Origin of the sequence: Citrobacter telavivensis (genome assembly GCF_041807075.1) — a bacterium.
Lineage (GTDB): Bacteria > Pseudomonadota > Gammaproteobacteria > Enterobacterales > Enterobacteriaceae > Citrobacter_A > Citrobacter_A telavivensis.
Genome location: NZ_JBGUBF010000004.1, coordinates 39,503 through 58,260, shown reverse-complemented (window position 1 = coordinate 58,260; position 18,758 = coordinate 39,503). Strand labels below are relative to the sequence as shown.

Sequence of the window (18,758 nt, the reverse complement as noted above, 5' to 3'; positions counted from 1 at the left end):
TTACTCCAGGAACCAGAAATGCTAATTCGACGTTAAGTGATTAAATAAATCGTCAAGGAGCGGGTCGCCAATATAGTTTTTTATCAACACTAAGGGCTTATTACTGACTCGCTTAACGCGCCCCTCAAGGCTGGCGTGCGTCACGATAATATCGGCATCATCAGGGACATTTTCGATGGCGTAATGTTTGACATCGATAGACAACCCGGCTTTTTCCAGACGCTTACGAAACGTCGTTGCCCCCATCGCGCTGGACCCCATGCCGGCATCACACACAAAGGCGATACGTTTGACATTGCGATATGAAAAGTTGCCTTCCTGCTTCATGGCTTTGACGGCATTAGCGGACTCGCTGAAGGCATCTTTGCTTTCAACTTCGCTATTTTTCTCCATTTTGAGAATGAAGGAAGTAATGACAAAGGTCACCACCGTTCCCGCCGTGACGCCCGCAATCGTGGCAAGGAAAGCGCCTTTTGGCGTCAATGCCAGGTAAGCGAAAATCGATCCAGGACTGGGACCCGCCACCAGGCCGCCACCTAACAGATTGAAGACCCATGTTCCGCTCATTCCCCCGGCAATCATGCCGATCAGGGTCAGGGGCTTCATCAGCACATACGGGAAGTAGAGTTCGTGGATACCGCCGAGAAAATGGATAATCATGGCGCCAGGTGCAGATTTCTTCGCCATCCCTTTACCAAAGAAGGCAAACGCCAGCAGTAAACCTAAACCGGGGCCAGGGTTCGACGCCACCATGAAGAAGATGGATTTTCCCGTTTCCGAGGCCTGCTGCATGCCCAGCGGATAATAAACGCCCTGGTCGATCGCATTATTCAGAAAGAGAATTTTCGCGGGTTCGTTAATCAATGAGAGCAGTGGCAGATAACCGGCATGCACCAGTGACTCAATACACTCTTTCACAAAATTATTGGCAATGAGTACCGCCGGGCCAATGACTTCAAACCCCAGCAGGCACAATAACATCCCGGCAATGCCTAAAGAGAAGTTATTAATCACCATCTCAAAACCCGCAGGAATACGCTGGTCCAGCAGGCGATCGATGTATTTAATCACCAGACCACCCAGCGGCCCCATGATCATTGAACCGAGGAACATCGGGATATCCGCGCCAATAATCACGCCGATGGTACCGATTCCCCCCATCACTGCCCCACGCTTCCCGCCCACCAGATGTCCGCCGGTGGAACCAATCATCACGGGTAGCAAATAGGTAATCATCGGGCCGACTATTTTGGCGAAATGCTCATTGGGCATCCACCCGGTCGGAATAAATAATGCAGTAATAAAACCCCAGGCAATAAAAGCACCGATATTAGGGATGACCATTGCAGTCAAAAATCCCCCAAAAGCCTGGACCTTTGCACGAGCAGACTTGTGTTCCATGATAATATCCTGTCGAGGAGAAAATGATTATGCGCGAGCGATAATATCCGCCAGCTGTTTTTCTGATTTAGCAGCGAATAATGCTGCCAGATTTTCCTCTTCACATAATAGTTCGCTTAAAGCCTGGATAGCGCCGATATGTGAATCGGCATTCGCCGCTGATAACCCAATGAGTAATTTTATGGGTTCATCATCTTCGGCAAACTGTACTTCTTGTTTAAGTAGCGTTAATGACATACCTGTTTTTAACGCACCGCATTCCGGGCGAGCATGAGGCATAGCCACACCGGGAGCCAGAATATAATAAGGGCCATTGTTTATCGTCGAATCTTTTATAGCCTGAATATAGTTTGCATTGACATAATGATTCGCCAACAGCGATGACATGGAAAAATCAATGGCTTCCTGCCAGTTCTTTGCCGCCGATTTTATTGAGATAGAGGCGTCAGGAAAATAGTCAATCAACCGCATAAATTATCCTTATTTTATTTTTAGGGTACAACTTATCGCTAAAAACAAAATACGCGTGCGGCAAAACGAAATCAATCAAGGGGAAAACAGGGGCAGACAAAAGGGGCAATAATGCAAATCATTAGAAAACAGAACGTTATGAATTAAAATTAAAATAGCAAGAGCAATTACGTGATGCGCATTGCAAATATACAAACATACTAAATATCATTTTTGTGAATTAGATCTACAATAAGCACTTGCTTGAGAGAAAATAATTAACTTTCGAGATGATAACGGGCCGCCGAAGCGACCCGTTAGAGGCTGTTGTAATGATTACAGCAGTGCTTTTGCTTTCGCGACAACGTTATCGACGGTGAAGCCAAACTCTTCGAACAGCAGCTCTGCCGGAGCAGATTCACCGAAGGTGGTCATGCCAACGATCGCGCCGTTCAGGCCCACGTATTTGAACCAGTAGTCAGCGATACCGGCTTCCACTGCTACGCGAGCGGTAACCGCTTTCGGCAGAACGGATTCACGGTAAGCGGCATCCTGCTTGTCGAACGCGTCGGTAGACGGCATGGAGACCACGCGCGCTTTCACGCCTTCAGCGGTCAGTTTGTCCCATGCGGCAACCGCCAGTTCAACTTCAGAACCGGTCGCGATGAAGATAAGCTCTGGCTGGCCTGCGCAATCTTTCAGTACGTAGCCACCGCGAGCGATGTTTGCCAGTTGCTCTGCAGTACGTTCCTGCTGGGCCAGGTTCTGACGGGAGAGGATCAGCGCGGTCGGACCGTCCTGACGCTCAACGCCGTACTTCCACGCCACCGCGGATTCCACCTGGTCACACGGACGCCATGTGGACATATTCGGGGTCACACGCAGAGAAGCCACCTGCTCAACCGGCTGGTGAGTCGGGCCATCTTCGCCCAGACCGATGGAGTCGTGGGTGTAGACCATCACCTGACGCTGTTTCATCAGCGCAGCCATACGCACCGCGTTACGGGCATATTCCACGAACATCAGGAAGGTGGAGGTGTACGGCAGGAAACCGCCGTGCAGCGAGATACCGTTGGCAATCGCGGTCATACCGAATTCACGCACACCGTAATGGATGTAGTTACCAGCGGTATCTTCGTTAATGGCCTTCGAACCAGACCAGATAGTCAGGTTAGACGGCGCGAGGTCAGCGGAGCCGCCGAGGAACTCAGGAAGCAGCGGGCCGAAGGCTTCGATCGCATTCTGAGAGGCTTTACGGCTGGCGATTTTCGCCGGGTTGGCCTGCAATTTCGCGATGAATTCGTTCGCTTTCGCGTCGAAATCAGACGGCATTTCGCCTTTCATACGACGGGTGAATTCAGCCGCTTCCTGCGGGAAGGCTTTGGCGTAGGCCGCGAATTTTTCGTTCCAGGCAGACTCTTTCGCCTGGCCGGCTTCTTTCGCATCCCACTGAGCATAGATTTCAGACGGGATCTCGAACGGCGCATATTTCCAGCCCAGCTGTTCGCGGGTCAGTGCGATTTCTGCGTCGCCCAGCGGCGCACCGTGGGAATCGTGGGTACCGGCTTTGTTCGGGGAACCAAAACCGATGATGGTTTTGCACATCAGCAGGGACGGTTTGTCGGTAACGGCGCGAGCTTCTTCAACTGCGCGTTTGATAGCGTCCGCATCGTGTCCATCAACGCCACGAACGACGTGCCAGCCGTAGGCTTCGAAACGCTTCGCGGTGTCATCAGTGAACCAGCCTTCAACGTGACCATCGATAGAGATACCGTTGTCATCGTAGAACGCCACCAGTTTACCCAGTTTCAGCGTACCGGCCAGAGAACATACCTCGTGAGAGATACCTTCCATCATGCAGCCGTCGCCCATGAACGCATAGGTGTAGTGGTCAACGATGTCATGGCCCGGACGGTTGAACTGTGCCGCCAGTGTTTTTTCAGCGATAGCCATACCGACTGCGTTAGCAATCCCCTGACCCAGCGGACCCGTGGTGGTTTCCACACCCGCGGTGTAACCCACTTCCGGGTGACCCGGGGTTTTGGAATGCAGCTGGCGGAAGTTCTGCAGCTCAGACATCGGCAGATCGTAACCGGTGAGGTGCAGCAGGCTGTAAATCAACATGGAGCCGTGACCGTTGGACAGGACGAAGCGGTCACGATCGGCCCAGGACGGGTTGCCTGGATTGTGGTTCAGGAAATCACGCCACAGGACTTCGGCAATGTCAGCCATACCCATCGGGGCACCCGGGTGACCGGATTTGGCTTTCTGTACTGCGTCCATGCTCAGCGCACGAATAGCATTGGCAAGCTCTTTACGTGAGGACATTTTGACTCCAGATCGGATGATGAAGGCCATACCCGCAACGACTTGACGACAGCGCGTTTTGGGCTACGCCGGAAAAAAGTGCCAACAATGTAACCCAAGCCGCCTGTCATGTACATGGAGCATCCTTTTGCCGCTTCAGAAATCTCCGGATCACACTCGCATGTTGCGCAATCTGCTCGCCCGCTTGTTGTTCTTTTCTTTATACTTAGCGTGAGCGCTAATTCATCTGCAAATAGCGCATTTTTAGAACAATCCTCATTTCGTGTGGAAGAAAAAACATGAAGATTCGCGCGTTACTGCTTGTTATGGGCATGGCGACGGTGCTGACCGGCTGCCAGAATATGAACTCCAACGGACTGCTCTCTTCGGGGGCCGAGGCTTTTCAGGCCTACAGTCTGAGCGACGCGCAGGTTATCGCGTTAAGCAACCAGGCCTGTACGGAAATGGATGGTAAAGCAACCATCGCGCCTGCCGGCAGCGAGTACGCGAAACGCCTGAGTAAAATCGCCACGGCGCTCGGTGATAACATCAACGGACAAGCGGTAAACTATAAGGTCTACATGGCGAAAGACGTGAACGCCTTCGCGATGGCGAATGGCTGTATTCGCGTGTATAGCGGTCTGATGGACATGATGACGGATAACGAAGTCGAAGCGGTGATTGGCCATGAAATGGGGCACGTTGCGCTCGGACACGTGAAGAAAGGCATGCAAGTGGCGCTGGGCACCAACGCCGTTCGCGCCGCCGCGGCTTCTGCAGGCGGGATTGTCGGCAGCCTGTCGCAGTCACAGCTCGGCGATCTGGGGGAAAAACTGGTGAACTCGCAGTTCTCCCAGCGTCAGGAGTCGGAAGCAGACGACTACTCGTACGATCTGTTGCGCAAGCGCGGTATCAACCCGGCGGGTCTTGCCACCAGCTTTGAAAAACTGGCGAAACTGGAAGAAGGTCGTCAGAGTTCCATGTTTGACGATCACCCGGCCTCCGCAGAACGTGCGCAACATATTCGCGATCGCATGAAAGCAGACGGGATTAAGTAACCATTGAGCAGTGCCGGATGGCGGCGTAAACGCCTTATCCGGCCTACAGAACAACAAATTCAGTCCGATTATCGGGCGTTATTGGCGAAGCCAGTTTGGGCCCGGACAGCGCACAGCCACCGGAGCGTACACGTAGTACGTGAGGATGGCGAGCACTGCCCGGGTTCAAAATGGCGAGTAAAATAGCCCGAAATCCGTTACTCGCCTTTCTTCGCCGCCTGAATATACAGCATCTCCAGCGCCAGCGTTGCCGCCGCCAGGGCGGTGATTTCGGACTGGTCGTAAGCCGGAGCCACTTCCACCACGTCCATCCCCACGATGTTCAGATCTTTCAGACCGCGGATCAGCTTGATGGCGCGATCGGAGGTCAGGCCGCCAATCACCGGCGTACCGGTCCCCGGCGCGAATGCCGGATCCAGGCAGTCGATATCAAAGGTCAGATAAACCGGCATGTCGCCAACAATCTGCTTCACCTGAGCGATGATGTCATCAACACCGCGATCGTTCACCTGGCAGGCGTCCAGCACGGTAAAGCCGTTGTCTTTGTCAAATTCCGTACGAATACCAATCTGTACAGAGTGATGCGGGTCGATCAGACCTTCGTTCGGCGCGGTGTAGAACATCGTGCCGTGGTCAAACTCACAGCCGTTCGCATAGGTATCGGTGTGGGCATCGAAATGCACCAGCGCCATTTTGCCAAAGTGTTTTGCGTGCGCACGCAACAGCGGCAGCGTCACAAAGTGGTCACCGCCAAAAGAGAGCATACGTTTACCGGCGGCCAGCAGTTTCTCTGCATGTGCCTGCAGTTTTTCGCTCATTTCACGCGCGTCGCCAAAGGCGTAAACCAGATCGCCGCAGTCCACAACGTTCAGACGCTCACGCATGTCGAAGTTCCACGGGAAGCGGTTGTGTTCCCAGGCCAGATTCGTTGACACCTGACGGATTGCCGCGGGGCCATGACGTCCACCTGCGCGACCGGACGTTGCCATGTCAAACGGCACGCCAGTGATCACCCAGTCTGCATCGCTGTCATACGGCTGGAAATTCAGCGGCAGACGCAGGAAGCCAAAGGCGTTAGAAACCAAGGAGTTATCGTACTGATGACCTAAGGTGCTCATGGCAAAAACCTCATATTCGTCGATATAAAAAAACCCTCCCGCGTCGTTAGGCCCGACGAGAAAGGGTTTGATTCGTAAACACAGTAATTCGCTAAATTATCGCTGCTTAATTGCCCAGGTTCAAGTCACCCGGGCATCAGCCATTATTCGTCTTCGAGATACGTGTAGCCGTACAGACCTGCCTCGAATTCTTCGAGGAACTGCTGCTGTAACGCGTCATCCAGATCGGTTTGTTTCACCTGATCGCGGAAATGCGTCAGCAGCGTTTTCGGATCCAACTGCACGTATTGCAGCATGTCCGCCACGGTATCCCCTTCATCCGACAGCTCAACTTCCACGCTGCCGTCCGGGAAGACAAACACGTCAACCGCTTCGGTATCACCGAACAGGTTGTGCATATTACCGAGGATTTCCTGATACGCACCGACCATGAAGAAACCGAGCATCGGCGGATTATCCGGATCGTACTCCGGCATCGGCATGGTTGTCGCAATACCGTCACCGTCGATGTAGTGATCGATGGCGCCATCGGAATCACAGGTGATGTCCAGTAGCACCGCACGGCGTTCAGGCACCTGATCCAGTCCTTCCAGCGGCAAGACCGGGAACAGTTGATCGATACCCCACGCATCCGGCATCGACTGGAACAGCGAGAAGTTGACGTACATTTTGTCCGCCATACGCTCCTGCAGTTCGTCGATGATCGGACGGTGCGCGCGGTTTTGCGGATCCAGTTGTTTCTGCACTTCGTGGCACATGCTTAAGTAAAGCTGTTCCGCCCACGCACGCTCCTGCAGGCTGAAGGTGCCGGAAGAGTAGCCGATGTGGATATCGTGCAGATCCATCTGGCTGTCGTGCAGCCATTCACGCAGCGAGCGACGGGTGCCCGGCTCGTGCATCTCCTGCCAGGTTTCCCACATGCTTTGCAGCGCGCGCGGCGCATCGTCAGCCGGGGCGACAGGCACGGTATATTCGTTACGTTCAACGCCGATGATGTTGGACACCAGCACCGTGTGGTGCGCGGTAACCGCACGACCAGACTCAGTGATTACCGTCGGATGCGGCAGGCCATTTTCCTCACAGGCATCGCCAATCGCCCAGATAATGTTGTTGGCGTACTCATTCAGGCCGTAGTTCACCGAGCAGTCAGACTGCGAGCGAGTACCTTCGTAGTCCACGCCCAGACCGCCGCCGACGTCGAAACACTGAATATCGACGCCCAGCTTGTGCAGCTCAACATAGAAACGGGCGGACTCACGCACGCCGGTAGCGATGTCGCGGATATTCGCCATCTGCGAACCGAGGTGGAAATGCAGCAGTTGCAGGCTATCGAGACGCCCGGCTTCGCGCAGGGTTTCCACCAGCTGTAGTACCTGCGTTGCCGCCAAACCGAATTTGGATTTTTCGCCGCCGGAGGACTGCCATTTACCGGAGCCCTGCGATGCCAGACGCGCACGCACGCCCAGACGCGGAATAACGTTCAGACGTTCGGCTTCATCCAGCACAATCGCAATTTCAGACATCTTTTCGATGACCAGATAGACCTTGTGGCCCATCTTCTCGCCGATCAGCGCCAGACGAATGTATTCACGGTCTTTATAGCCGTTACACACGATCACGGAACGGGTCATCCCGGCATGCGCCAGAACCGCCATCAGTTCAGCTTTAGAGCCGGCTTCCAGCCCCAGCGGTTCGCCAGAGTGGATGAGAGATTCGATCACACGACGATGCTGGTTAACCTTGATCGGGTAGACCAGAAAATAGTCACCGTTGTAGCCGTACGACTCACGCGCGCGTTTGAACGCGGCGTTAATAGAGCGCAGGCGGTGTTGCAGGATCTGCGGGAAGCAGAACAGCGCTGGCAGGCGTTGCCCCTGCGCTTCGCGCGCTTTCACCAGCTTAGCAAGATCGACGCGCGCGTGCGGTACGTCCGGGTCCGGGCACACGCTAATGTGACCCAACTCATTGACGTCATAGTAGTTATTGCCCCACCAGGCAATATTGTAAGTACGCAGCATCTTGCTGGCTTCCTGGGAGCTCATTGCAACCTCCTGCATGGAGCGTAGTACACCCTGTTCGCCTGCTGACGAAGGCGAACCCAAAGACATGTCGTCAGACATAGCGAACCTCAAATTTTAGTAACAAGTGTAAAACAGTTGACTACTATCGCAATCCGAAGAGGCGATAACAACCCATAAACAGTCGGATTTCCCAGCAGAACGTGCTGGCAGTCCGCCTGCGCGACCGGTTTCTTTTTCATATCATTGTAAAACACGTAACCGAACTTACGTATGACGGTTCGGCGAAACCACGAGAAAACTCTTGTTTGCACAAGAGCGCCCTTGTTCAGTCCTTAGTGCCAGTTACCGGCTCTGGAGTCCTGAGAAGCGCCGAGATGGGTATAACATCGGCAGGTATGCAAAGCAGAGATGCAGATTGCGGGAGACATACGCACACCAGAACGGTGCAACAGATTCAGCAGAATACAACGGTTCATTATCTCTTATCACCTCCACGGTCGCTCCATCAGGAACGAACCCACAAGCCAAAGCTACGTTTTAACCCGGCTGGAAGTGGCGACACGAAGAAAACGTCGTGTGCTTTTTGTCTATCCAAAATAATTCGAGTTGCAGGAAGGCGGCAACGCAGTGAGTCCCCGGGAGCTTACATGAGTAAGTGACTGGGGCGAACGAGGAAGCCAACGCACATGCAACTTGAAGTATGACGGATATGAGCCGCGCGCCGCGTTTTATACCGACAACACGGTAAAAAAGCAAAACATAAATGCGCACATTGCCAGCAGTATCTGTAAAAATTTCCACCAGGGTTTTCAACACAGTGAGACCTGATTCAAAAAATAGTGGAAATCGGGTGAAGAAGTGACCTAAAATAGCCATCCAGATGTTAATCCATCCATACTGATTAACACTCAGACTGCCAGTGTCACTAACCTGCAGGCCTTGGTAGAATCTTCTGCTTTGGCTTTTCCGCACAACAGTTTGAGCTAACCAAATTCTCCTTAGGTGAAACAAAAAATGGCAAAACACCTTTTTACGTCCGAGTCCGTATCAGAAGGGCATCCTGACAAAATCGCTGACCAAATCTCTGATGCTGTGCTGGATGCTATCCTGGAACAGGATCCGAAAGCGCGCGTCGCATGTGAAACCTACGTGAAAACCGGCATGGTTTTAGTCGGCGGTGAAATCACCACCAGCGCATGGGTCGATATCGAAGAGATCACACGTAACACCGTGCGCGAAATTGGCTATGTGCATTCCGACATGGGCTTTGATGCCAACTCGTGTGCCGTCCTGAGCGCCATTGGTAAGCAGTCCCCGGATATCAACCAGGGCGTTGACCGTGCCGATCCGCTGGAACAGGGTGCGGGCGACCAGGGCCTGATGTTTGGCTATGCCACCAACGAAACCGACGTGCTGATGCCCGCGCCGATCACCTACGCGCACCGTCTGGTGCAGCGTCAGGCTGAAGTACGTAAGAACGGCACTCTACCGTGGCTGCGCCCGGATGCGAAAAGCCAGGTTACCTTCCAGTACGACGACGGCAAAATTGTCGGCATCGATGCCGTGGTGCTCTCCACCCAGCATGCGGAAGATATCGATCAGGCGTCGCTGAAAGAAGCGGTAATGGAAGAAATCATCAAGCCAGTTCTGCCGACCGAATGGCTGAACTCTGCCACCAAATTCTTCATCAACCCGACCGGCCGTTTTGTTATCGGCGGCCCAATGGGTGACTGCGGTCTGACCGGTCGTAAGATTATCGTTGATACCTACGGCGGCATGGCGCGTCACGGTGGCGGCGCATTCTCCGGTAAAGATCCGTCGAAAGTGGACCGTTCTGCGGCTTACGCCGGGCGTTATGTCGCGAAAAACATCGTTGCCGCAGGCCTGGCTGACCGTTGTGAAATTCAGGTTTCCTACGCGATCGGCGTGGCTGAGCCGACGTCCATCATGGTGGAAACCTTCGGTACCGAGAAAGTGCCTGCTGAGCAGCTGACGCTGCTGGTTCGCGAATTCTTCGACCTGCGTCCGTACGGTCTGATTCAAATGCTGGATCTGCTGCACCCGATCTACAAAGAGACCGCCGCTTACGGTCACTTTGGTCGCGAACATTTCCCGTGGGAAAAAACCGACAAAGCGCAGGTACTGCGCGAGGCTGCCGGTCTGAAATAAGCGACCGACATCCGTGACTTAAGGCCAGCCTCGTGCTGGCCTTTTGCATTTCTGCGCGAGGCATCTGTCGGGTGGCGGCTTCGCCTTACCCGACCTACAAACCCTGGACTCATAGGCCGGGTAAGGCGCAGCCGCCACCCGGCAAAAAACGACAAAACCGTAGTCCCATTGATCCGTAGGCCGGATAAGCGCAGCGCCATCCGGCAAAATCCGCCAAATGAAACCGCTTACACCAACCTCGAAAAGCCACGCTTTCAGATTAATCCCTTTTCATGTTCTGAATTCATCTGTTGTTACATTTTATTTCAGTTAAGTCTGAAACTTCGCCAAACGGGATGCACATCAACAGAATTAACACTATATTTTCAGAGTGTTAATAAAACTGACAGTCCACATTCAGTGTAACCGATTACACCAACGTGAGATATGTCACATATTTTTACGTCGTAGTCACCTACCCTAATTATCAACAAAACTGATAACCCAACCGGAGGGCATAATGCCTGACAATAAAAAACAGGGGCGTTCCAATAAGGCGATGACTTTTTTTGTCTGCTTTCTTGCAGCCCTGGCAGGATTACTTTTTGGCCTGGATATCGGCGTTATCGCTGGCGCATTACCGTTTATCACGGATGAATTCCAGATCTCTGCCCACACCCAGGAGTGGGTCGTTAGCTCCATGATGTTCGGCGCAGCGGTCGGTGCCGTCGGCAGCGGCTGGCTCTCCTTCAGGCTCGGGCGCAAGAAAAGCCTGATGATCGGCGCGATTTTGTTTGTCGCCGGGTCCCTGTTCTCCGCTGCGGCGCCGAATGTTGAAGTGCTGATCCTCTCCCGCGTACTGTTGGGGCTGGCCGTCGGCGTGGCCTCCTACACCGCCCCGCTGTACCTGTCTGAGATCGCACCGGAAAAAATCCGCGGTAGCATGATCTCCATGTACCAGTTGATGATCACTATCGGGATCCTCGGCGCCTATCTGTCGGATACCGCCTTCAGCTACAGCGGTGCATGGCGCTGGATGCTGGGCGTGATTATCATCCCGGCAATTCTGCTGCTGATCGGCGTCTTCTTCCTGCCGGACAGCCCGCGCTGGTTTGCCGCGAAACGTCGCTTTGTCGATGCCGAACGCGTACTGCTGCGTCTGCGTGATACCAGCGCGGAAGCCAAACGCGAGTTAGATGAGATCCGCGAAAGTTTGCAGGTGAAACAAAGCGGTTGGGCACTGTTCAAAGAGAACAGCAACTTCCGTCGTGCAGTGTTCCTTGGCGTGCTGTTGCAGGTGATGCAGCAGTTCACCGGGATGAACGTCATCATGTATTACGCGCCAAAAATCTTTGAAATGGCGGGTTACACCAATACGTCCGAGCAGATGTGGGGCACCGTGATTGTCGGTCTGACCAACGTGCTGGCCACCTTTATCGCGATTGGCCTGGTTGACCGCTGGGGTCGTAAACCGACGCTGACGCTGGGCTTCCTGGTGATGGCGGCCGGAATGGGGATCCTCGGGACGATGATGCATGTCGGCATCCACTCGCCGTCCGCGCAGTACTTCGCTATCGCGATGCTGCTGATGTTCATCATTGGTTTCGCCATGAGCGCCGGTCCGCTGATTTGGGTGCTGTGTTCTGAAATTCAGCCGCTGAAAGGCCGCGACTTCGGTATCACCTGCTCGACCGCCACCAACTGGATTGCCAACATGATTGTCGGCGCGACGTTCCTGACCATGCTGCAAAACCTCGGTAACGCGAATACCTTCTGGGTTTACGCGGGTCTGAATGTGCTGTTTATCCTGCTGACGCTGTGGCTGGTTCCGGAAACCAAACACGTCTCGCTGGAACACATCGAACGTAACCTGATGAAAGGTCGTAAGCTGCGTGAAATCGGCGCGCACGATTAATCCGCCTTTTGCGTCCTCCCCCGCGGGAGGACGCCTTCCTCTTGCAGTCCCGTCTCTGTCGCACTATTCTCTGCCGTTATGAAAACCGCCCGTCTCCCTATCGCCGTCCATCAAGCCGTTATGCGCAGCCTGCGGGAAAATCTCGCTCAGGCTAACCTGAAGCTTGGCCGCAGTTATCCCGAACCAAAGCTGGTGTATCAGCAACGTGGCACCTCTGCCGGCACCGCCTGGCTGGAGAGTTACGAAATTCGCCTCAATCCGGTGCTATTGATGGAAAACGTCGAAGCGTTTATCAACGAAGTGGTGCCGCACGAACTGGCGCATTTACTGGTGTGGAAACGGTTTGGCCGGGTTGCGCCGCACGGTAAAGAGTGGAAGTGGATGATGGAAGGCGTGCTCGGCGTCCCCGCACGCCGCACGCACCAGTTCGAACTCGAATCGGTACGTCGCAATACTTTCCCTTATCGCTGCCAGTGTCAGGAGCATCAGTTGACCATCCGTCGTCACAATCGCGTCGTGCGCGGCGAAGCCACCTACCGCTGCGTTCACTGCGGCGAACCGTTGGTGCCGCTTAAATAACCAGAACTATCAGGAACTTTCCTGATCTGGCTGATTGCATCACACATCAACTTTCGTTACGTTGCGGGCTCGTTTTGATACGGAGTTCATGATGTACCGTCATCTTTCTTTGGCTGCCACCCTTTTTGCGGTAGCCCTTTCAGGCCAGACGTTGGCCGCTGGCATTAACAGTTTTTCACAGGCAAAGACCGCAGGCGTCAAGGTCAACGCCGATGTCCCTGGCGACTTCTATTGCGGATGCAAAATCAACTGGCAGGGAAAAAAGGGGGTCGTCGATCTCGACTCCTGCGGCTATAAAGTGCGAAAGAACGAGAATCGCGCCAGCCGAATCGAATGGGAACACGTGGTTCCGGCATGGCAGTTTGGCCATCAGCGCCAGTGCTGGCAGGACGGTGGACGAAAAAACTGCGCCAAAGATCCGGTTTATCGCAAAATGGAAAGCGACATGCACAACCTACAACCCGCCGTGGGTGAGGTGAATGGCGATCGCGGTAACTTCATGTACAGCCAGTGGAACGGCGGCGAAGGTCAGTACGGGCAGTGCGCCATGAAGGTCGATTTCAAAGAAAAGATCGCCGAGCCGCCAGCCCGCGCGCGCGGCGCGATTGCGCGAACCTATTTTTATATGCGCGACCAGTACAACCTGACGCTTTCCCGCCAGCAAACCCAGCTTTTCAACGCCTGGAACAAGATGTACCCGGTCACCGACTGGGAATGTGAGCGCGACGACCGGATAGCGAAGATTCAGGGAAACCACAACCCTTACGTGCAACGCGCTTGCCAGGCGCAAAAGAGCTAACCTACACTAGCGGGATGATTGATTAACCCCTTACCCCGCGCGGCGAGCCTGCGTGGGGAGATGACGCGGATTTTTAACTATGCGCATTCCCCGCATTTATCACCCTGAGCCCATCACCGCTGGCAGCCAGATTTCCCTGTGCGAAGATGCCGCTAACCATATCGGACGCGTCCTGCGGATGGGACCGGGTCAGGAACTGCAACTGTTTGATGGCAGCAATCAGGTTTTCGCTGCCGAAATCACCCACGCCAGCAAGAAAAGCGTGGACGTGAACGTGTTGAGTAGCGAGATTGACGATCGTGAATCACCGCTGCACATCCATCTTGGTCAGGTCATGTCGCGCGGCGAGAAGATGGAGTTCACTATCCAGAAATCGATCGAACTGGGTGTAAGCCTCATTACGCCACTTTTTTCTGAACGCTGCGGCGTTAAACTGGACAGTGAACGTCTGAACAAGAAGCTCCAGCAGTGGCAGAAAATCGCCATTGCCGCCTGCGAACAGTGTGGTCGCAACCGGGTACCGGAAATTCGCCCGGCCATGGATCTGGAAGCCTGGTGCGCGGAACAGGACGAAGGGCTGAAGCTGAACCTTCATCCTCGCGCCAGCGACAGCATTAACACATTGCCGCTGCCGGTTGAACGTGTTCGTCTGTTGATTGGCCCGGAAGGCGGGCTATCGGCAGAGGAAATTGCCATGACCGCACGCTATCAGTTTACTGATATCCTGTTAGGACCTCGCGTTCTGCGTACTGAGACAACTGCGCTCACCGCCATTACCGCGCTTCAGGTGCGATTTGGCGATCTGGGCTAACGGAGAAGAATAATGATCAAGCTCGGCATCGTGATGGACCCCATCGCAAGCATCAATATCAAGAAAGATTCCAGCTTCGCTATGCTGCTGGAAGCGCAACGTCGTGGTTACGAACTTCATTATATGGAGATGGCCGATCTTTATCTGATTAACGGTGAAGCCCGCGCCCGCACGCGTGCTCTGAGCGTTGAGCAGAACTACGACAAATGGTATGAGTTTACCGGCGAGCAGGATCTGCCGCTGGACGCTCTCGACGTCATTCTGATGCGTAAAGATCCGCCGTTTGATACCGAGTTTATCTACGCCACCTATATTCTGGAACGCGCGGAAGAAAAAGGTACGCTTATCGTCAACAAGCCGCAGAGCCTGCGCGACTGTAACGAAAAACTGTTCACCGCCTGGTTCTCAGACCTGACGCCGGAAACGCTGGTCACCCGCAACAAAGCGCAGTTGAAGGCGTTCTGGCAAAAGCACAATGATATTATTCTCAAGCCGCTGGACGGTATGGGCGGCGCATCGATCTTCCGCGTTAAAGAAGGCGATCCGAACCTCGGCGTGATTACGGAAACCCTGACCGAGCATGGCACCCGCTACTGTATGGCGCAGAACTATCTGCCGGCGATTAAAGATGGCGACAAGCGCGTGCTGGTCGTTGATGGCGAACCGGTTCCGTACTGCCTGGCGCGTATTCCGCAGGGCGGCGAAACCCGTGGCAACCTGGCCGCTGGCGGTCGCGGCGAACCGCGTCCGTTAACCGACAGCGACTGGGAAATCGCGCGCCGTATCGGGCCAACGCTGAAAGCGAAAGGGCTGATTTTTGTCGGTCTGGACATCATTGGCGATCGTCTGACCGAGATTAACGTCACCAGCCCGACCTGTATCCGCGAGATTGAAGCCGAATTCCCTGTCTCCATCACCGGGATGCTGATGGACGCTATCGAAGCACGTTTGCAGAAATAAGTCGTTTGCTGGATGACCACATCCAGCATGCCGTTGTAGGCCTGATAAGCGCAGCGCCATCAGGCATTAAGACACCGATGCCGGATGGCGACGCGAACGTCTTATCCGGCCTACGGTAGTGACATCCGTGCGCTTTACCGGGACGCTGATGGACGCTTTCGAAGCGCGTTTGCAGCCCTGTAGGCCTGATAAGCGCAGCGCCATCAGGCATTAAGACACCGATGCCGGATGGTGACGCGAGCGTCTTATCCGGCCTACGGTAGTGACATCCGTGTGCTTTACCGGGACGCTGATGGACGCTTTCGAAGCGCTTTTGCAGCCCTGTAGGCCTGATAAGCGCAGCGCCATCAGGCATTAAGACACCGATGCCGGATGGCGACGCGAGCGTCTTATCCGGCCTACGGTAGTGACATCCGTGCGCTTTACCCACATACTGACCCCTGTTGCTTTTTTGAACCAGGAAACAGAACCTCTGACAATGAATTTACAGCATCACTTTCTTATTGCCATGCCTGCTCTCCAGGATCCGATTTTCCGCCGTTCAGTAGTGTACATTTGCGAACATAACGAAGATGGCGCAATGGGGATTATTGTGAATAAGCCTCTGGAAAATCTCCAGATTGAAGGGATTCTGGAAAAACTGAAAATCGCGCCGGAACCGCGCGATCCGGCGATCCGTCTGGATAAAGCAGTGATGCTTGGCGGCCCGTTAGCGGAAGATCGCGGGTTTATCCTGCACACGCCGCCGTCGCACTTTGCCTCCAGTATTCGCATCTCGGATAACACCGTGATCACCACGTCACGCGACGTGCTCGAAACCTTAGGCACGGGCGAACAGCCTGCCGACGTGCTGGTCGCACTCGGCTACTCCTCCTGGGAGAAAGGCCAGCTTGAACAAGAACTGCTGGATAACGCCTGGCTGACCGCCCCTGCCGATCTCAATATCCTGTTCAAAACACCGATTGCCGATCGCTGGCGTGACGCTGCCCGGCTGATTGGCATCGACATCCTGACGATGCCCGGCGTGGCAGGGCATGCCTGATGAGCGAAACATTACTGGCCTTTGATTTTGGCACTAAAAGTATCGGCGTGGCGATTGGTCAGCGGGTAACCGGCACGGCGCGCGCGCTGCCCGCGATTAAAGCGCAGGACGGTACGCCGGACTGGAACCTGATCGAACGTCTGCTCAAAGAGTGGCAGCCGGATGAAATCATTGTTGGTCTGCCACTGAATATGGACGGCACCGAGCAACCGCTCACCGCCCGCGCACGCAAATTCGCCAACCGCATTCACGGACGTTTCGGCGTCACGGTCACCTTGCACGATGAACGGCTCAGCACCGTGGAAGCACGCTCCGGCCTGTTCGAGCAGGGCGGCTATCGCGCGTTGAACAAAGGGAAGATCGACTCCGCCTCCGCCGTCATCATTCTCGAAAGTTACTTCGAGCAGGGCTACTGAAGCCACGCGTTTCTCAAAGCCTTCCCTGCGCCTGTCGCTGTTGCAGGCTCTGAGCAAAGGTCATCATCCCCACCTGCTGCCCGGTCTGAATGACGTGGGGCAACTGGTGGGACTTCCCTTCCCGAATCAAATTCCCCGCCGCCGGGGTGTTAATCAGCAGTTCAAATAGCGCAACGCGTCCCTCCTGCTTGTCGGACTCCAGTTTTTGCGACAGTACGGCGCGCAGGCTGCCTGCCAGTTGGCTGCGTACCGGCTCTTTTTCCTGCGCCGGGAAAGAGTCGATCAACCGCTCGATCGCCTGCGCGGCGCCACGCGTATGCAGTGTCGCCAGTACCAGATGCCCCGTTTCCGCCGCCGTCAGCGCCAGACGGATGGTTTCGCTGTCGCGTAACTCCCCCAGCAGGATAACGTCCGGATCTTCACGCAGCGCCGCACGCAACCCCGCGGCAAACGAGGCGCAATGTAATCCCACCTCACGCTGTTGAATCAGACAGCGCTGGCTGGTGTAGACATACTCGATGGGATCTTCCAGCGTCAGAATGTGCCCATCGACATGCTGATTCAACCACGCCACCATCGCCGCCAGGGTGGTCGATTTCCCGCTGCCCGTTGCCCCCGTCACCAGAATTAAGCCGTTCTCGCTGCTGAGCAGTTCAGGCAGCACGGAGGGGGTCTCCAGCATTTCCAGCGTCGGGCACTGTGTCGGCAGCAGTCGCAGCGCCAGCGACGTCCCCTGCCGCTGCTGAAATGCGCTGGCCCGCAACCGCAGGTTTCCCGCAAGCGAAACGGCGAAATCCAGTTGCCCATTTTGCTGTAACGTCGCCTGTTGCCCTTCATCCAGCCAGTCCGTCAGCAGTCCGGTAATGTCGGCTGCGGTGAAGGGCGCGCGTTCCATGTGCCCTCGTTTTCGCCAACGCGCAGGCCACGCATTGCTTAGGTGTAGATCCGAGACGTTATGCTTTACACTAAGGGCCACAATTTCTTCCATATTCATACACAGATCCTCGGAAAATGAACGATATCGCGCATAACCTGGCACAGGTCCGGGACAAAATCTCAGCCGCCGCATTGCGTTGCGGGCGTGCTTCAGAGGAAGTTACGTTACTTGCAGTGAGCAAAACCAAACCTGCGAGCGCCATCGAAGAAGCCATCGCTGCTGGTCAGCAGGCCTTTGGTGAGAATTACGTGCAGGAAGGGGTAGAGAAAATTCGCCACTTTCGCGAGAAAGGAATCACAGGCCTGCAATGGCACTTTATTGGCCCGTTACAGTCCAACAAAAGCCGTCTGGTGGCTGAGCATTTTGACTGGTGTCATACCCTCGATCGCCTGCGCATTGCTACCCGCCTGAGCGAACAGCGTCCGGCAGAACTGGCACCGCTGAACGTGCTGATTCAAATCAACATCAGCGATGAGAACAGTAAGTCTGGCATTCCGCTGGAGGAACTGGATGCACTTGCCGCAGAGGTCGCCGAATTACCTCACCTTCGTCTGCGTGGTCTGATGGCGATCCCCGCCCCAGAGTCAGATTATGTAAGGCAGTTTGAAGTTGCCCGCCAAATGGCTGTAGCATTTGCCGGGCTGAAAACGCGCTATCCTGACGTCGATACCCTGTCGCTGGGTATGTCGGACGATATGGAAGCCGCCATTGCGGCAGGTAGCACGATGGTACGTATCGGCACCGCCATTTTTGGTGCACGTGATTACACAAAAAATTAAGGAAATCTGAGGAACGC

The 18,758-nt window shown here is 54.7% G+C and carries 19 protein-coding genes; 10 read left to right on the top strand and 9 right to left on the bottom strand.

Features of this window, described 5'->3' with window-relative positions; genetic code table 11:
* Positions 1-21: 21 nt before the first annotated feature.
* From ACERJC_RS17450 to tkt, 3 genes are all read right to left on the bottom strand, one after another.
* Positions 22-1,401: a PTS mannitol transporter subunit IIBC gene (locus tag ACERJC_RS17450; RefSeq protein WP_152405980.1), complete on the bottom strand. Its 1,380-nt coding sequence runs from the start codon at positions 1,399-1,401 to the stop codon at positions 22-24.
* A gap of 27 nt (positions 1,402-1,428) precedes the next feature.
* Positions 1,429-1,872: a PTS mannitol transporter subunit IIA gene (gene cmtB, locus ACERJC_RS17445; protein ID WP_152405981.1), complete on the bottom strand. Its 444-nt coding sequence runs from the start codon at positions 1,870-1,872 to the stop codon at positions 1,429-1,431.
* A 315-nt stretch (positions 1,873-2,187) separates the two neighbouring features.
* A complete protein-coding gene (gene tkt / locus ACERJC_RS17440) occupies positions 2,188-4,179 on the bottom strand; it encodes a transketolase (protein WP_152405982.1) in 1,992 nt (663 codons plus the stop codon).
* A gap of 278 nt (positions 4,180-4,457) precedes the next feature.
* Between tkt and loiP the strand changes: the two genes are divergently transcribed.
* Complete coding sequence (gene loiP, locus ACERJC_RS17435; RefSeq protein WP_178824039.1) at positions 4,458-5,216, top strand: metalloprotease LoiP; 759 nt, start codon at positions 4,458-4,460, stop codon at positions 5,214-5,216.
* A 197-nt stretch (positions 5,217-5,413) separates the two neighbouring features.
* On the opposite strand, the gene speB is transcribed toward loiP, so the two are convergent.
* The 5 genes from speB to ACERJC_RS17410 form a co-directional block, all read right to left on the bottom strand.
* Complete coding sequence (speB, locus tag ACERJC_RS17430; RefSeq protein WP_371895884.1) at positions 5,414-6,334, bottom strand: agmatinase; 921 nt, start codon at positions 6,332-6,334, stop codon at positions 5,414-5,416.
* Between the two features lie 143 nt (positions 6,335-6,477).
* Positions 6,478-8,454, bottom strand: coding sequence for a biosynthetic arginine decarboxylase (gene speA / locus ACERJC_RS17425; RefSeq protein ID WP_152405985.1), 1,977 nt, complete (start codon positions 8,452-8,454; stop codon positions 6,478-6,480).
* 8 nt (positions 8,455-8,462) lie between these two features.
* Positions 8,463-8,594, bottom strand: a complete 132-nt coding sequence (gene yqgB, locus ACERJC_RS17420) for an acid stress response protein YqgB (protein ID WP_371895883.1) — start codon at positions 8,592-8,594, stop codon at positions 8,463-8,465.
* Positions 8,595-8,687: 93 nt separating this feature from the next.
* The gene (gene yqgG, locus ACERJC_RS17415; protein WP_284554133.1) at positions 8,688-8,831 is read right to left on the bottom strand and encodes a small protein YqgG; all 144 of its coding nucleotides are present in this window, start codon (positions 8,829-8,831) and stop codon (positions 8,688-8,690) included.
* A 61-nt stretch (positions 8,832-8,892) separates the two neighbouring features.
* Positions 8,893-9,231: a hypothetical protein gene (locus tag ACERJC_RS17410; protein ID WP_373672153.1), complete on the bottom strand. Its 339-nt coding sequence runs from the start codon at positions 9,229-9,231 to the stop codon at positions 8,893-8,895.
* 138 nt (positions 9,232-9,369) lie between these two features.
* Here ACERJC_RS17410 and metK point away from each other — a divergent pair, with 138 nt between their 5' ends.
* The 8 genes from metK (at position 9,370) to ruvX (ending at position 17,025) form a co-directional block, all read left to right on the top strand.
* The gene (gene metK, locus ACERJC_RS17405) at positions 9,370-10,524 is read left to right on the top strand and encodes a methionine adenosyltransferase (protein ID WP_371895882.1); all 1,155 of its coding nucleotides are present in this window, start codon (positions 9,370-9,372) and stop codon (positions 10,522-10,524) included.
* 499 nt (positions 10,525-11,023) lie between these two features.
* Positions 11,024-12,418 (top strand): galactose/proton symporter, encoded by a 1,395-nt coding sequence (galP, locus tag ACERJC_RS17400; protein WP_046497268.1) that lies wholly within the window; start codon positions 11,024-11,026, stop codon positions 12,416-12,418.
* A gap of 78 nt (positions 12,419-12,496) precedes the next feature.
* A complete protein-coding gene (locus ACERJC_RS17395) occupies positions 12,497-12,997 on the top strand; it encodes a SprT family zinc-dependent metalloprotease (RefSeq protein WP_373672152.1) in 501 nt (166 codons plus the stop codon).
* Between the two features lie 91 nt (positions 12,998-13,088).
* Positions 13,089-13,796, top strand: coding sequence for a deoxyribonuclease I (gene endA, locus ACERJC_RS17390; protein WP_373672237.1), 708 nt, complete (start codon positions 13,089-13,091; stop codon positions 13,794-13,796).
* 79 nt (positions 13,797-13,875) lie between these two features.
* The gene (gene rsmE / locus ACERJC_RS17385; RefSeq protein WP_178828210.1) at positions 13,876-14,607 is read left to right on the top strand and encodes a 16S rRNA (uracil(1498)-N(3))-methyltransferase; all 732 of its coding nucleotides are present in this window, start codon (positions 13,876-13,878) and stop codon (positions 14,605-14,607) included.
* Positions 14,608-14,619: 12 nt separating this feature from the next.
* Positions 14,620-15,567: a glutathione synthase gene (gshB, locus tag ACERJC_RS17380; RefSeq protein WP_373672151.1), complete on the top strand. Its 948-nt coding sequence runs from the start codon at positions 14,620-14,622 to the stop codon at positions 15,565-15,567.
* 478 nt (positions 15,568-16,045) lie between these two features.
* Positions 16,046-16,609, top strand: coding sequence for a YqgE/AlgH family protein (locus tag ACERJC_RS17375; RefSeq protein ID WP_373672150.1), 564 nt, complete (start codon positions 16,046-16,048; stop codon positions 16,607-16,609).
* Complete coding sequence (ruvX, locus tag ACERJC_RS17370) at positions 16,609-17,025, top strand: Holliday junction resolvase RuvX (RefSeq protein WP_042998058.1); 417 nt, start codon at positions 16,609-16,611, stop codon at positions 17,023-17,025. Before ACERJC_RS17375 ends, ruvX begins: the two co-directional genes overlap by 1 nt.
* A gap of 13 nt (positions 17,026-17,038) precedes the next feature.
* Here the strand turns inward: ruvX and ACERJC_RS17365 are convergent, their stop codons facing one another.
* On the bottom strand, positions 17,039-18,019 hold the full coding sequence (locus ACERJC_RS17365) for a type IV pilus twitching motility protein PilT (protein WP_373672149.1): 981 nt from the start codon (positions 18,017-18,019) through the stop codon (positions 17,039-17,041).
* A gap of 17 nt (positions 18,020-18,036) precedes the next feature.
* Here ACERJC_RS17365 and ACERJC_RS17360 point away from each other — a divergent pair, with 17 nt between their 5' ends.
* Positions 18,037-18,741, top strand: a complete 705-nt coding sequence (locus ACERJC_RS17360; protein WP_286631566.1) for a YggS family pyridoxal phosphate-dependent enzyme — start codon at positions 18,037-18,039, stop codon at positions 18,739-18,741.
* Positions 18,742-18,758 lie beyond the last annotated feature (17 nt).

Excerpts from the sequence above, each read along its gene's own strand:
- ACERJC_RS17450 (WP_152405980.1), bottom strand. The coding sequence starts at position 1,401 with ATGGAACACAAGTCTGCTCGTGCAAAGGTCCAGGCTTTTGGGGGATTT.
- cmtB (WP_152405981.1), bottom strand. The coding sequence starts at position 1,872 with ATGCGGTTGATTGACTATTTTCCTGACGCCTCTATCTCAATAAAATCG.
- tkt (WP_152405982.1), bottom strand. The coding sequence starts at position 4,179 with ATGTCCTCACGTAAAGAGCTTGCCAATGCTATTCGTGCGCTGAGCATG.
- loiP (WP_178824039.1), top strand. The coding sequence starts at position 4,458 with ATGAAGATTCGCGCGTTACTGCTTGTTATGGGCATGGCGACGGTGCTG.
- speB (WP_371895884.1), bottom strand. The coding sequence starts at position 6,334 with ATGAGCACCTTAGGTCATCAGTACGATAACTCCTTGGTTTCTAACGCC.
- speA (WP_152405985.1), bottom strand. The coding sequence starts at position 8,454 with ATGTCTGACGACATGTCTTTGGGTTCGCCTTCGTCAGCAGGCGAACAG.
- yqgB (WP_371895883.1), bottom strand. The coding sequence starts at position 8,594 with ATGAAAAAGAAACCGGTCGCGCAGGCGGACTGCCAGCACGTTCTGCTG.
- yqgG (WP_284554133.1), bottom strand. The coding sequence starts at position 8,831 with ATGAACCGTTGTATTCTGCTGAATCTGTTGCACCGTTCTGGTGTGCGT.
- ACERJC_RS17410 (WP_373672153.1), bottom strand. The coding sequence starts at position 9,231 with ATGGCTATTTTAGGTCACTTCTTCACCCGATTTCCACTATTTTTTGAA.
- metK (WP_371895882.1), top strand. The coding sequence starts at position 9,370 with ATGGCAAAACACCTTTTTACGTCCGAGTCCGTATCAGAAGGGCATCCT.
- galP (WP_046497268.1), top strand. The coding sequence starts at position 11,024 with ATGCCTGACAATAAAAAACAGGGGCGTTCCAATAAGGCGATGACTTTT.
- ACERJC_RS17395 (WP_373672152.1), top strand. The coding sequence starts at position 12,497 with ATGAAAACCGCCCGTCTCCCTATCGCCGTCCATCAAGCCGTTATGCGC.
- endA (WP_373672237.1), top strand. The coding sequence starts at position 13,089 with ATGTACCGTCATCTTTCTTTGGCTGCCACCCTTTTTGCGGTAGCCCTT.
- rsmE (WP_178828210.1), top strand. The coding sequence starts at position 13,876 with ATGCGCATTCCCCGCATTTATCACCCTGAGCCCATCACCGCTGGCAGC.
- gshB (WP_373672151.1), top strand. The coding sequence starts at position 14,620 with ATGATCAAGCTCGGCATCGTGATGGACCCCATCGCAAGCATCAATATC.
- ACERJC_RS17375 (WP_373672150.1), top strand. The coding sequence starts at position 16,046 with ATGAATTTACAGCATCACTTTCTTATTGCCATGCCTGCTCTCCAGGAT.
- ruvX (WP_042998058.1), top strand. The coding sequence starts at position 16,609 with ATGAGCGAAACATTACTGGCCTTTGATTTTGGCACTAAAAGTATCGGC.
- ACERJC_RS17365 (WP_373672149.1), bottom strand. The coding sequence starts at position 18,019 with ATGAATATGGAAGAAATTGTGGCCCTTAGTGTAAAGCATAACGTCTCG.
- ACERJC_RS17360 (WP_286631566.1), top strand. The coding sequence starts at position 18,037 with ATGAACGATATCGCGCATAACCTGGCACAGGTCCGGGACAAAATCTCA.